This window comes from Desulfovibrio faecalis (assembly GCF_053570625.1).
In genome coordinates this window covers 3309544-3322426 of the sequence record NZ_JBRBQR010000001.1, presented here as the reverse complement: position 1 = coordinate 3322426, position 12883 = coordinate 3309544, and the positions used below count along the sequence as shown (strand labels likewise).

Sequence of the window (12883 nt, the reverse complement as noted above, 5' to 3'; positions counted from 1 at the left end):
ACCTGAAACGAGTTGCATGAAATCGCGGCTACAGCCCGATGTTTCGGCGGGCCTAATGATGGTCAGTACCGGGCCTGTCGCGCTATTGCTGCACCAGCCGAAAAGCTATTACATTCACAGGTACCTATGAACCGAACCCATCAATTATTTCCTGGCATTCTGAGCATGGCCGTTCTGGCTGCGGCCTTCTGTATCTGGAGCGCCTTTGGCAACGAAGTGAACCTGTGTGTAACTTCTGGCTGCGCACTGTTCCAGGATACGTCCGTTGCGGGCATATCACTTTGGTGGGCTGGCGGGGTCATGTTCACGCTGCTTGCCGCAGCTGCCTTGATGGGTGCGGCCCAATTGGGCCTGATTCTGGCGGGTTTGGCCCTTCTGGGCGATATCGGCCTTTTGCTGCTCATGGCGGTTACGGCCCCCTGCGTGAGCTGCCTTATTGTAGCCTGCTTTTTTGCCATGATCTACGCTGGCTTTCGGCAAGCAGCGCAGCGCAGCCGCTCCGGTCTTCCGGCGGACAAGCCGGGCCGTTCGCTTTTGCTGGCTCTGTGGGCTCTGCTGTTTATCGTCAACACGGGTACCGCCCTGCGTACGCAGGCGGACGTGTGGGCCATCACGGACAACAGCAACGAAGCCAGCGTGCGCATGTTTTTTTCTCCCTCCTGCCCCAGTTGTCAGGAAGGCATCGCCCTTCTCTCCGGCCATGTGGATGTGGCCTTCTACCCTCTGGCAGAAAATGAAGCCGACATTCATACAGTCGCGCGCATGCTGCGCCTCATGGATAACGGCGCAAGTCTTTCTGAAGCCCTGACCAAGGCAAAAGACATTGCTGCGCCATCGGGCATGGCCGCCACCGCGCCCGACATGCTGCTGCTGCGCCTGCGCATGTTGCGCAACAAGGCCCACGTGTTCATGGCTGGTTCGCAGACAGTTCCATTTTTTGAATACCACGGCTTGCCCGCCATGCTGAAAAAGAATACCAAGCAGCAGGCAGGCCAGGCTTCTTTGCCGCAAGCTCCTACTCCCCCCCCGGCAGCAGGCAGTGCAGATTTGCCGCTTGACCCGCAAGTGGCTGGCCAGTGTTCTGGCACAACGCCCTGCCCTTAGGCAAAGCCGGCTCGAGTTCTTTTTGCCTCCGGCGCAGGAACTGCACGGGTCGATTTAGCCTGTCCAGGCGTGGCCTTAAACTGCCCTGGCTTATCGCCTCCACCGGGGCCTTGTGCAAAAAATGACAAACCTTGCGTTTTAAAAGCGCAAAGGGGCTTGACGCCCTTTGCGCTTACTATTTATATGAGAGAGCCTTAGACAAAAGGGCACGGGGACAGAATGAAAGCAATCGACGTGTTTCGTAAACACAAGAGCGAGATGGTGCGTTTATGGACAGACTCCGTATTCGACACCTATCCATTTGAAACAACAGGTTTTCTTCGCACAAAAGACGACCCCTTCGGCAATCCGGTAGCAAACATGACCAAGGAAGCCGCAGGGGCCGTGTACGATGCCGTTACCGGCGAATCCGTGGAAGTGGCCCAGACCCGCAAGGCAATGGACCGCTTTATCAAACTGCGGGCAGTGCAAAAATTCTCCCCCAGCCAGAGCCTGGCCGTGTTCAGCCTCATGAAGCCTCTTCTGCGGCAACACGTCATGCCTGAACTTATGGCCCAGGACGACCTGGCGGCCTACCTTGAGACCGAATCGCGCATCGACAGCCTGACGCTCCTGGCCTTCGACATGTATATGGAAGACCGGGAAATTCTGGCTGAGTCGCGCATTACGGAAATACGCAACCAGCACGCCCAACTGGCGCGCTGGGCGCAACAACTGGAAAGCGGAGCCGTTCCTTCAGGGGACGACCGCTGACATTCCGCGTTCATTAGGCCGTAGGGCCTGACCGTGGGCTTTGCAGCATGCGGGCCAGAGATCTCTCAAATCCCGTGGTGGGCTTTTGAGGCAACTTTAGTGGAAGTGAGGTAGGGAATGTTCAATTCATTACTGCTGGTGCTGCTCATAGGAGCCATCGCCTGGGCGGGAGCGGCCATAGGGCTTGCGGGCCTGTTCGGCGTGGCGCTGCCTTATGTGGCAGTAGTCGTGTTCATCGCCGGTGTCGTCTGGCGCATGGTGTACTGGGCCAAATCGCCCGTGCCCTTCTGCATCCCCACCACAGGTGGGCAGGAGCAGTCGCTTGACTTCATCAAGCAGGCAAAAATCGACTGTCCCAGCACAACTTGGGGTGTTGTGCAGCGCATGTTTCTGGAAGTGTTCTGCTTCCGTTCGCTGTTCCGCAACACGGTTGCGGAAGTAAGGGAATTTGATCCCGTCAGCAACGGGCCGCGCACCATCTATTATTCCTCCAAGTGGCTGTGGGTTTTTGCCCTGCTGTTCCACTACTGCTTCCTGCTGGTTTTTATCCGTCACTTCCGTTTCTTTATGGAACCCGTGCCTTCCTGTATTCGCTTTCTGGAAAGCATTGACGGCATCATGCAGTTTGGCTCGCCCCGTTTCTTCTGGACGGGCGGCCTGTTGCTGGTAGCGCTGCTGTTCCTTCTGGGACGCCGCCTGTTTAACGAACGCCTGCGCTACCTTTCGCTTGCCAACGACTACTTCCCCCTGTGGCTGATCATCAGCATCGTGGGTACCGGTATCTGCCTGCGCTATTTCGACAAGACCGAAATCGCCCAGGTCAAGATTTTCGTCATGGGCCTGACCCACTTTGCGCCGGTGTCCACCGTGGGCATCAACGCGCTGTTCTTCACGCACCTTACTCTGGTCTGCGTACTGCTGATTTACTTCCCCTTCTCCAAGCTCATGCACATGCCGGGCGTGTTCTTCAGCCCCACGCGCAACATGGCGAATAATTCCCGCCGCGTGCGCCACATCAACCCCTGGAATCCGCCCAAGCAGTACTTCACCTACGCCGAGTACGAGGACACCTACCGCGACGCCATGGCTGATGCCGGGCTGCCGCTGGAAAAGCAACCCGAAAAGGCCGCCGAGTAAGGAGTTTCCACGATGGCAAAATTACCTACGCCGCAAATGCTTGTGTCCAGCCGCCCGGCCTTTCCCGCCCAGGACTGGCTTGACACCAAGCCCGAATTTACACCGGGCAGCTTCTGCTATCCGGCCAAGCAAGAGACCATGGAACTTCTGCACATGCCCAATCCCCACGAATGGGATCCGGCGGCAGAAGACTGGAACCTGCCCGAAAACTGGGAACAGATTCTCTGCGATGCTTTTGAAGAACGCCTTGAAAAGCACCGTTCGCTCAAGCTGTTCATGGATATCTGTGTGCGTTGCGGCGCTTGCGCCGACAAATGCCACTTTTTCCTGGGCACCAATGATCCCAAGAACATGCCCGTGTTGCGCGCCGAGCTGCTCCGTTCGCTCTACCGCCGCGACCACACCATGCTGGGCAAGATACTCGGCAAGAAAGTGGGCGCTCGCGGCTGGGACAAGGAAGTAGTGAAGGAACTCTTCTACTACGCCTACCAGTGCACCGAATGCCGCCGTTGCTCGCTCTTCTGCCCCTACGGCATCGACACGGCGGAAATCACCGCCATCGTGCGCGAACTCCTGCATGAAGTGGGCCTTGGCATCCACTGGATCATGGATCCGGTCAAGAACTGCAGCTTCACCGGCAACCACCTTGGTATCAAGCCCCACTCCTTTGTGGAAATCGTGGAAATGCTGGCCGATGACTGCGAAACCATCACCGGCATCCGTCCCAAGACGCCCTTCAACGAAAAGGGCCACGAAATCCTGTTCATCACGCCCTCTGGCGACGTATTTGCCGACCCCGGCATCTACACCTTCATGGGCTATCTGATGCTCTTCCATGAGCTGGATCTGGACTACACCTTTTCGACCTACGCTTCGGAAGGCGGCAACTTCGGCTCCTTTACCACGTTCAACATGGCAAAGAAGCTCAACGCCAAAATGTACGCCGAAGCCGAACGTCTGGGGTCCAAGTGGATTCTGGGCGGCGAATGCGGCCACATGTGGCGCGTGATCAACCAGTACATGGACACCTACAACGGCCCGTCGCCCTCGCACATGACGACGCCTGTTTCTCCCTACACGGGCACGGTGTTCCAGAACGCGGCTTCCACCAAGATGGTGCACATTGCCGAGTTCACGGCTGACCTGATCCACCACAACAAGCTGAACCTCGACCCCAGCCGTAACGACCATATCATCACCACCTTCCATGACTCGTGCAACCCTGCGCGCGGCATGGGTCTGCTTGATGAACCCCGCTACGTGCTCAACGCCGTGTGTAACAACTTTGTGGAAATGCCCGAAAACACCATCCGCGAGCAGACCTTCTGCTGCGGTGCCGGTTCCGGCCTCAACACAGAAGAAATCATGGAACTGCGCATGCGTTCCGGCATGCCGCGCGGCAATGCCCTGCGCTATGTGCAGGAAAAGCACGGCGTCAACCACATGGCCTGCGTGTGCGCCATTGACCGCGCCACTCTGCCCCCGCTTGCCAATTACTGGGCGCCCGGCGTCAATGTGAGCGGCCTGCACGAACTGGTGGGCAATGCCCTTGTGATGAAGGGTGAGTGCAAGCGCACCATGGATATGCGCCAGGAAGACCTGCCCAACGTGGTAGAGGATGATGACGCGCCCGAGGCGCAGGGGGAGGGTCAATAGATGTATAACTCCAAAGCTGTAATTCTTGGGATCATTATCTTTGTGGTCCTGTTCACCTCCCCGTTCTGGGCAAGCATGCTGGGCAAGTCCTATACCAGCACCGGTATTGCGCTGCCCAAGAATGAAAAAGAGTGTGTGGAAAATGTGGATTTCATGCGCGACAAGCACATGCAGCTGCTCAACGAGTGGCGTGATGAAGCCCTGCGCAACGAAAACCGCACCTATGTGGCATCCAACGGTAAAAAGTGGACCATCAGCCTGCAGAACACCTGCATGAAGTGCCACACTGACTACAAGGGATTCTGCGAAAAGTGCCACGTTGCCAACAGCGTTGATCCCTATTGCTGGACCTGCCACATCATTCCCCAGGGGAGCAAGTAATGAACAAGAGCAGAAGAAGCTTTCTGAAAGTGGCGGGGCTTTCTGCCTGTGCCCTGAGCAGCGGGTTGGCTGGCCTTGGCGCCTTGTCCGGCGTTGCTCAGGCCAAGATTGCCCCCGGTCACTATGAAAAAGGTGCCAACGCCCTGCACGCCAAGCGCTGGGCCATGGTTATCGATACGCGCCAGTTCAATGGCCCCAAGGACTACGAACCGCTGATCGAAGCCTGCCATAAATTCCACAACGTCCCGCACGTTCCGGGCGATCAGAACATCAAATGGTTCTGGCTTGATTCGTTCGAGCACACCTTCCCTGATGAAATGAACGCCTTTTTGGACAAACGCCGGGCCGAAGCCAGCTATCCGCTGCTTTGCAACCACTGCACCAATCCGCCCTGTGTGCGCGTTTGCCCCACGCAGGCCACCTACAGGATGGAAGACGGCATTGTGGCCATGGACTACCACCGCTGCATCGGCTGCCGCTTCTGCATGGCTGGCTGCCCCTACGGCGCGCGTTCCTTCAACTTCAAGGATCCGCGCAAGTTCCTGGCAGATCCCGTGCCCAATCCGGCCTTCCCCACGCGCATGATCGGCGTGGTGGAAAAATGCACCTTCTGCGCCGAGCGTCTGGCCGTTGGCCAGTTGCCCGCCTGCGTTGAAGCTTCTGGCGGCAAGATTCTCTTCGGCGACCTGGAAGACCCCAATTCAACGGTGCGGCAGGCTTTGTCCGCCAACTACAGTATCCGCCGCAAGCCCAACCTGGGCACGCAGCCCGGCGTTTACTACCTCATATAGGGAGGACAGGCCATGGTTGAAAAATTGCTCGAAGGTCCCAAGACCTACTACTTGTGGCTGCTCTTCCTGCTCTGCGTGATCGCAGGCTGCGGCATTGTGTACCTGGATCAGCTCCAGAACGGTCTGTCTGTGACCGGCATGAGCCGCGACGTTTCGTGGGGACTGTATATTTCGCAGTTCACCTACTTCGTCGGTGTTGCCGCCTCAGCCGTTATGCTGGTGTTGCCCACGTACTTCCACCACTATAAAAAATTCAAGCGCATGATCATTTTTGGCGAATTCATGGCCGTTGCGGCCGTGGTCATGTGTGCCCTGTTCATCGTGGTTGACCTTGGGCAGCCCCAGCGCATGCTCAACGTTATGCTGCACCCCACACCCAATTCCGTCATGTTTTACGACATGCTGGTGCTCATTGGCTACCTTGGCCTGAACATCATTATCGGTTGGGTGACCCTTGAAGCCGAGCGTCACGAAATCGATCCCCCGAAATGGATCAAGCCCCTCATCTATCTTTCGATTCTGTGGGCCTTCTCCATCCACACGGTGACCGCCTTCCTGTACGCTGGCGTTCCTGGCCGCCACTACTGGCTTACCGCCATCATGGCTGGCCGCTTCCTGGCTTCCGCTTTCTGCTCCGGTCCTGCCATCCTGATGCTGCTCATGCTCTTGCTGCGCCGCCTCACCGGCTTTGACGTGGGCAAGGAAGCCGTGAAGACCCTGACCACCATCATCGTGTACGCCATGTGCGTGAACGTGTTCTTCTTTGTGCTGGAACTGTTCACTGCCTTCTACAGCAACATTCCCGGCCACATGGAGCCCATCCACGTGCTGTTCTTCGGTCACGGCGGGCATCTGCTGTGGGTGAGCTACTGGATGTGGGCTGCGGTTCTCATGGCCTTTGGTTGCCTTGCCATTCTTATTCCGCCCAAACTCCGCACGCACCCCACGCTCATGCCTATTGCTCTGGCCATGCTTGTGGCTGCTTCGTGGATCGACAAGGGTCTTGGTCTTCTGATTGGCGGTTTCACCCCCAACATGTTTGAAGCCATCACCCCCTACATGCCCACCGGTAAGGAAATTGCCGTGGCCCTTGGCGTGTACGCCGTGGGCGCGCTGGTAGTCTCCCTGCTCTGGCGGATTGCTCTTGGCGTGAAAAAAGAAGTGAACCACTTCTCTGACTAATCGTCAGGTACGTGTACTCAAACGCCCCCGCGTCGCTGACGCGGGGGCGTTTTGTCGTGCGAGCGGATATGTCAGCAAATAGCAGTCAGCACCACAAACAATGATCCGCGTAGCCATAACGGCATTTCTTCAACCGCAAGCTTGACTCGCACCCATGCTCGCGGGCATAGTATCAGCCATTCCCCGTTATTTTATTCGCAAGGAGCCATGGATGCATCAAGCGCTCAAAGACGCCATAACCATAAGCAAAACTCTGTTGCGCAACGGCTATGACGCTCATGTTATCAACGCCCCCTTGCAGGAGCACCTGCTGGAAAACGCCACGCAGCCCACTGTGGATATTGCCTGCGAGCCGGATCTCGATACGCTTATCAAGCTTTTTCCCAAGGCAGTGCCCCAGCACGACAAGCGCGCTCTGGCAACGCTGGAAGAAAACGGCTTTGTCTTCTGTTTTTATCCCTTGGAAGTAGCTGCTGCCGGTCACCCGGAGCTTTCCCTGCTGCGTATCACGCCCACCATGATGGACAGGATGCCCCATGAGGAACAGCTCAAGCTGCGCATTACGGGCTTTGGCAGCCCCGAGACCACGCAGGATGCCTACGACGGCTTTGAAGACGTCAAGGGCGGCGCTATCCAGCTTGCGGGGCTTCCGGATGAAACCCTTCGCCACAATTACCTACTGGCGATACGCGCTCTGCGTTTTGCAGCCAATTTTGACCTGCCCATCGAGCCAAACACTTGGCTTGCCATTGTGCGCGCCTCAAGCCGCGTGTTGGATTACGTTCCTGCCACGGACATCATGGACGAATGGCGCAAGGTTGCTGCCGAATCCATGTACCGTTTTGTGCGCCTGCTCTTTGATTCGCATATCCTTCAGGGGCTTATTCCTGAAGTGGCCTCCCTTTCCTGCCTCACCCAGATGCGTAACAAGGAAGGCGACACGGAAAACGTGTTTGAACACACGCTTGAGTGCATGAAGCACTACCCCGAAGAAGATTTCCACTACGATTGGCTTGGCACAATGGCCATGCTGTTCCATGATGTGGGCAAGCTCTACACTGGCGAATACTTCGATGGCATCTGGACGTACTACCAGCATCACCGCGTGGGCGCCAAGGTAACGCGCAAGATTCTGCGCCGCCTGCACTTTGCGCAGGAAGATATCGACCTGCTGTGTCATCTGGTGCGCCACCACATGCGCTTCCACTTCATGATGACCGACAGGGGCATCCGCCGCTTCAAGGCACTGGACGACTACCCCCGGCTTATCGCCATGGCCAGGGCCGACCTCAAGGCCCGCGACGGCATCCTCACTTCGTTCAACCACAATATGAAGTATCTGGATCGCGCGGAAACGCCGGAGCAGATGCTGGAACCGCTGCTGAACGGCAATGAGATCATGAGCGAAACCAAGCTGTCGCCCGGACCGCTGGTGGGAATTATTCGTGACGCACTGCTGCAGGCCCAGATTGCAGGCGAAGTTACGGATGTTGAATCCGCCGTAACCTTTGTGCGTGATTACGCGCGCAAGTCAGTGGGATAATCACCCAACCGCCTATGCTGACACTATGGGCGTTCCTTTGGGAACGCCCATTTTTGCTTGTCCGCCGCCCGTAATCGCGATGTTGCAGGCATGAAAATTTCTTGCCCATCAGCGCCAAACATCGTAGTTCAACAGCCAGTACACAATACTTCTGTACTACAAAACCTTATCTCATTCCGGCAGAGCATATGACCAATCTTCTCAACCTGACCCTTCCCGAGCTGGAAAACTGGCTTCAAACAGAACTGGGCGAGCGCAAGTTCCGCGCCATGCAAATTTGGCAATGGCTGTGGCAACGCATGGTTCGCGACTTTGAATCCATGACCAATATTTCAAAAGACTGCCGCGAAAAACTGACTACCAAGGCTGTCATTGTCTGGCCGGAGGTAGTCACGGTAGAGAAAAGCCAGGATGGCACCACAAAATTTCTGCTGCGCCTCGAGGATGGTGCGCTGGTTGAAACAGTGCTCATTCCATCGGATTCACGCGAAGGCGTGCGTCGCTGGACGCAGTGCGTGTCGTCCCAGGTAGGCTGCGCCATGGCCTGTACATTTTGTTCTACGGGGCAAATGGGCTTTGAACGCAACATGACCATGGCCGAAATTCTGGGGCAGATCCTTGTGGCGCGTGCGCACCTGGGTGATGACAGGCCGGAATGGCCCATGCTGCGCAATATTGTGTTCATGGGTATGGGCGAGCCATTGCTCAACATGCGCGAACTCATGCGCTCCCTTGAAGGCCTGAATAACGCCAAGGGGCTGAATTTCTCCCCGCGCCGCATCACAGTTTCCACATGCGGCATTGAAAAAGGGCTGCGCGAGCTGGGAGATAGCGGCCTTGCTTATCTGGCGGTTTCGCTGCATGCGCCAACGCAGGAACTGCGGGCGAAAATCATGCCCAAGGCCGCACGCTGGCCTCTTGACGAGATGTTTGAAGCGCTCAAGTCATACCCGCTTAAAACGCGGGAGCACATTACCTTTGAGTATCTGCTGTTGGGCGGGGTCAACGACGGGCAAGAACAGGCCAGGGATCTGGCCCGGCTGGTAGGCGATGTGCGGGGCAAGCTGAACCTTATTGTCTACAACCCCGCAGAAGGCGCTCCCTACGCCGCCCCCACGGAAGAAAGCGTACTGGCCTTTGAGCAGTATCTCTGGAAGCGCAAGATCACGGCCATACTGCGTAAGAGCAAAGGACAGGACATCAAGGCAGCCTGTGGACAGCTTAAGGCGGATCGACAGGCACAATTGGACTGAACCGGGGTGGCTGGCTGGAATAGTTCTAGCGTTGAGTCGGACGCCGCCTTGAGGCGCCGCAGCTCGTGTCTGCCCCATCGCGTGGTTTCAGCCAGCCGTACCCGCCCGTCCAGCGGCGGCAGAGCCTGTAAATCAGCAGGGGAAGCAAGGCCAGGGCACACACAAGATGCAACCCTTTAACGTATGCATACACACCATCGTACAGAGAAAAATCTGGCATGTTATGCATGATAAGCGCCAAGCCGCTGATGGCCAACCCTATCAGCAAACTCACGCGCAGCAGGCCGCAGCGGGTCAGGCAGTAAGCGCTACGCCCCTGAAGACGCCAGACTGTGAAGGCGTATGTTCCCAAGAACAGCAGTGCCGCTGACGAATAATAATGCGCAACAGATGGCGACCAGCTAGAGCTTTGAATCAGCCCATAGCGCCCGGCCTGCGGCAAATGCGCTAGACCGCTCCACACGGCTGTGAGCATGCTGGCCAGCCACAATACGCTGAAGAATGAGGAAAAAAGCGATGGATGGTTTTTCATGGATTGCGCCTCATCTTTCTTTCACGCCACAATCGCAGTACCGCCAGGGCCGCCCCCGCCACAGGGGCCAGCAGAACCGCCTTCAGCAGGCTGTTTTCTTTATCCATACTGGCGCCAGCCGGGCGCAAACTCGGCATACCAAAGCCTACCTTTCCCTGACGCAGCATGTTGGATTCAATATCGCGGAAAAGCACTGAAGAAACATAGATGGTGTTTGTGCCGCCATTTTCTTTGAGTCCAAAAATATCCCCGGCCCGCTGCTCCGCCATTTCCTTGGCCAGCTTAGCCATTTCCTCACGAGGTCCAATACGCATGGCCCTCTGCGGACAGGCCGTCACGCAAGCAGGGTTTTCGCCAGCCTTGAGCAGAGAACTGCAATAATCACATTTGAACATCTGTCCGTTGCCAACATACCTGGGCGCAAGGTTCAGGTAAGGGCCAACCCCCGCCTGGCGTTGCGGGATACCCCACGGGCAGGCCCGGTCACAGGGGCCGTCCCCCAGACAGGTGCTGCGATGAGAGTAAACTGCTCCTTCATTGCTTTGGCGCAAGGAGCCTGTGCTGCACAGAGTGACGCATTGTGGGTTCAGGCAATGCAAACAGCGCCGAGGCAAATATATCCGACGCTCCACACCGTTAACCGCGATGGAGCATGATTGAATAAAAAGCCAGTTGTAGGGAGTAAGGCGTGAAACTTCATCGCGGCGGGTCGACCAGTCGTTGACGCGCACCCATGCTGGGTAGGGGCGGGGAATTGGCTGAACAGGAAGTGGAATTTCTGCCAGATTTCTATCGCGGCAGGCGGACACGCAGGCTCCGCAACCATTGCAGAGATCCACATCAATGATGGTGGCGCGGTCATCACCGCCGCCCCAGTTCTGCAAGCTTGAGGCCATAGAAGATGATGCACCCGCCAGCGATAAGCCCGCAGTGCCTGCCATGGCCTTAATGACTGACCTGCGCTGTAGAAGCAGCTTGTTGCCCATGAGAATGCCTTGCCTGTTACTGTCTTGCAGTAATTCTATAGGCCTGCCTTTACCGTGGCGTCAACTTCTCAGACAATTGGCCCGGCGCAGTCTGATCATCCGGGTAATGCTTGCCACTCCATGCCTTGCACGGCAACTGACCGTCCAGATGTGCATCAGGCAAGCGCGGCTTTTTCAAAAGGCGGTGGTGGTCTCCAACGCCAGAACAAGGCCAGCAAAGGCACAAGGCCTGCCAGTTCTGCCAATTCACGCGGCGCGACCCGCCCTATCCCCCACCACATTCCTACGCAGGCAGCGCAGGCACCAAGCATGATTCCCCACTGCTCAAGCGACATGGGGCGCGCGGCCCACTGAAAATAGCCAACTGTAAGCAAGGCCACCCAAACCTTGGTAATGGTAAGGGACAAGGCCGCACCTTCAAGGGGCATGGCAGGAATGAGAGTAAAGCAGCATATCAGATTGCACACCAGGCCCGTGAGATAAAATACCAGGAGCAACCGGTGTTGGCGCATGCCGATCATGGCGTATGCCGCAAGGTTGTGCAAAAAGGCCGTTGCTAGACATGGTGTAAGCAAGCGCTGAGCGGTGACCGCACTTTGGTAGTTGGGGCCGTAAATCAGGGGAAGAAAGCGGTCGCTCTCCACACAGATAAGAAAGATAATGGGCAGCGACGCAGCCCAAAGGGAGCGTGCAGTCTGACCGGCCAGTTGTCGGAATGCGCCCTTATCCTGCTGCCAGAGTTTTGCCAGCAGTGGAAAAATAACCTTGCCCAGCAATGCGCTGGAAACAAGCACCGACAGGCCTTCAACTGTTTCCCAGGCAACGCCGTAGCCACCCACATCGGCATTACCACCGTACTGCTTAAGGAATATCACGTTGATCTTGTTATAAAACATGGCGCAGCCAGCCATGCAGGTAAAGATAAGGCCGTGCTTCATGTGCCGGGCCAGATCTTTCATGCCATCAAGTCCAACACCAGCAAGGGGATTGCGCTGTAATGCCAACAAGGCAAAAATGATGCACAGCACCGATTCTATGGGTTTGTACAGTGCAATCACAATGGGCGGCGCTCCAAGCACCACGCAGGCAATGCCAAAGCCAATGCCCATCAATGCAGACGGAACACGGATGCGCATTTCCACATCCTGCCGCCCCCGCGCCTGGCAGAGTGCAAAAAACGAATCGCTCACCCCGTCCAGTCCCAAACCAGCGGCAATGCACATAACCACAAGCCGCAGCTCAGGTGTATAGTTTTGCCAGCCAGTCACAAGCCATGTAACGCAGAGGGCCAGAACAAGCACAACGAGCTTGAGCCAGGTGACTTCACCCAGGAGGGCCAAGGGGCGGCCTTCGCGCCGGGCAAATGTTGAGAGCAGAAAATCATTAAGCCCCACGTCGGCTACGGTTTTCACCAAGTAGCCGAACGTGAGTGCCAGCACGACTTGCCCCAAGATATCGGGGCTGCGGCGTGCAAGAAGAATGGTAAAAGCGGTCCAGGCCAGGTCGCGCGTCCATTGCGCACCCAGAATGTACCCCAATCGTCGGGGGATGCTTTTCAGCTTCAT

The 12883-nt window shown here is 56.8% G+C and carries 12 protein-coding genes; 9 read left to right on the top strand and 3 right to left on the bottom strand.

Annotation, left to right across the window (positions count from 1 at the left end; genetic code table 11):
- Positions 1–126: 126 nt before the first annotated feature.
- The 9 genes from ACUZ79_RS14560 (at position 127) to rlmN (ending at position 9800) form a co-directional block, all read left to right on the top strand.
- On the top strand, positions 127–1104 hold the full coding sequence (locus ACUZ79_RS14560; RefSeq protein WP_240825436.1) for a hypothetical protein: 978 nt from the start codon (positions 127–129) through the stop codon (positions 1102–1104).
- A 219-nt stretch (positions 1105–1323) separates the two neighbouring features.
- A complete protein-coding gene (locus tag ACUZ79_RS14555; protein ID WP_022659763.1) occupies positions 1324–1857 on the top strand; it encodes an RsbRD N-terminal domain-containing protein in 534 nt (177 codons plus the stop codon).
- A gap of 117 nt (positions 1858–1974) precedes the next feature.
- Positions 1975–2994: a sulfate reduction electron transfer complex DsrMKJOP subunit DsrM gene (gene dsrM, locus ACUZ79_RS14550; RefSeq protein WP_192112733.1), complete on the top strand. Its 1020-nt coding sequence runs from the start codon at positions 1975–1977 to the stop codon at positions 2992–2994.
- A gap of 12 nt (positions 2995–3006) precedes the next feature.
- On the top strand, positions 3007–4650 hold the full coding sequence (dsrK, locus tag ACUZ79_RS14545) for a sulfate reduction electron transfer complex DsrMKJOP subunit DsrK (protein ID WP_192112732.1): 1644 nt from the start codon (positions 3007–3009) through the stop codon (positions 4648–4650).
- Complete coding sequence (dsrJ, locus tag ACUZ79_RS14540) at positions 4651–5031, top strand: sulfate reduction electron transfer complex DsrMKJOP subunit DsrJ (protein WP_192112731.1); 381 nt, start codon at positions 4651–4653, stop codon at positions 5029–5031.
- Positions 5031–5822: a sulfate reduction electron transfer complex DsrMKJOP subunit DsrO gene (gene dsrO, locus ACUZ79_RS14535; RefSeq protein ID WP_022659759.1), complete on the top strand. Its 792-nt coding sequence runs from the start codon at positions 5031–5033 to the stop codon at positions 5820–5822. Before dsrJ ends, dsrO begins: the two co-directional genes overlap by 1 nt.
- Positions 5823–5834: 12 nt before the next feature.
- Entirely contained in the window at positions 5835–7004 is a 1170-nt protein-coding gene (gene dsrP, locus ACUZ79_RS14530; RefSeq protein WP_449252024.1) for a sulfate reduction electron transfer complex DsrMKJOP subunit DsrP, read from the top strand.
- A gap of 211 nt (positions 7005–7215) precedes the next feature.
- Positions 7216–8547 carry an HD domain-containing protein gene (locus ACUZ79_RS14525; RefSeq protein ID WP_240825435.1) on the top strand — a complete coding sequence of 444 codons (1332 nt, stop codon included), beginning with the start codon at positions 7216–7218 and terminating at the stop codon, positions 8545–8547.
- 188 nt (positions 8548–8735) lie between these two features.
- On the top strand, positions 8736–9800 hold the full coding sequence (gene rlmN, locus ACUZ79_RS14520) for a 23S rRNA (adenine(2503)-C(2))-methyltransferase RlmN (protein WP_449252023.1): 1065 nt from the start codon (positions 8736–8738) through the stop codon (positions 9798–9800).
- Between the two features lie 25 nt (positions 9801–9825).
- Here rlmN and ACUZ79_RS14515 read toward each other — a convergent pair whose 3' ends face one another.
- From ACUZ79_RS14515 to ACUZ79_RS14505, 3 genes are all read right to left on the bottom strand, one after another.
- Positions 9826–10332, bottom strand: coding sequence for a FeS-binding protein (locus ACUZ79_RS14515; protein WP_449252022.1), 507 nt, complete (start codon positions 10330–10332; stop codon positions 9826–9828).
- Positions 10329–11318 (bottom strand): 4Fe-4S dicluster domain-containing protein, encoded by a 990-nt coding sequence (locus ACUZ79_RS14510; protein ID WP_449252021.1) that lies wholly within the window; start codon positions 11316–11318, stop codon positions 10329–10331. Before ACUZ79_RS14510 ends, ACUZ79_RS14515 begins: the two co-directional genes overlap by 4 nt.
- A gap of 155 nt (positions 11319–11473) precedes the next feature.
- Positions 11474–12883, bottom strand: a complete 1410-nt coding sequence (locus tag ACUZ79_RS14505) for an oligosaccharide flippase family protein (protein WP_449252020.1) — start codon at positions 12881–12883, stop codon at positions 11474–11476.

Coding starts and splice junctions, on each gene's coding strand:
- ACUZ79_RS14560 (WP_240825436.1), top strand. CDS start 127: ATGAACCGAACCCATCAATTATTTCCTGGCATTCTGAGCATGGCCGTT.
- ACUZ79_RS14555 (WP_022659763.1), top strand. CDS start 1,324: ATGAAAGCAATCGACGTGTTTCGTAAACACAAGAGCGAGATGGTGCGT.
- dsrM (WP_192112733.1), top strand. CDS start 1,975: ATGTTCAATTCATTACTGCTGGTGCTGCTCATAGGAGCCATCGCCTGG.
- dsrK (WP_192112732.1), top strand. CDS start 3,007: ATGGCAAAATTACCTACGCCGCAAATGCTTGTGTCCAGCCGCCCGGCC.
- dsrJ (WP_192112731.1), top strand. CDS start 4,651: ATGTATAACTCCAAAGCTGTAATTCTTGGGATCATTATCTTTGTGGTC.
- dsrO (WP_022659759.1), top strand. CDS start 5,031: ATGAACAAGAGCAGAAGAAGCTTTCTGAAAGTGGCGGGGCTTTCTGCC.
- dsrP (WP_449252024.1), top strand. CDS start 5,835: ATGGTTGAAAAATTGCTCGAAGGTCCCAAGACCTACTACTTGTGGCTG.
- ACUZ79_RS14525 (WP_240825435.1), top strand. CDS start 7,216: ATGCATCAAGCGCTCAAAGACGCCATAACCATAAGCAAAACTCTGTTG.
- rlmN (WP_449252023.1), top strand. CDS start 8,736: ATGACCAATCTTCTCAACCTGACCCTTCCCGAGCTGGAAAACTGGCTT.
- ACUZ79_RS14515 (WP_449252022.1), bottom strand. CDS start 10,332: ATGAAAAACCATCCATCGCTTTTTTCCTCATTCTTCAGCGTATTGTGG.
- ACUZ79_RS14510 (WP_449252021.1), bottom strand. CDS start 11,318: ATGGGCAACAAGCTGCTTCTACAGCGCAGGTCAGTCATTAAGGCCATG.
- ACUZ79_RS14505 (WP_449252020.1), bottom strand. CDS start 12,883: ATGAAGCTGAAAAGCATCCCCCGACGATTGGGGTACATTCTGGGTGCG.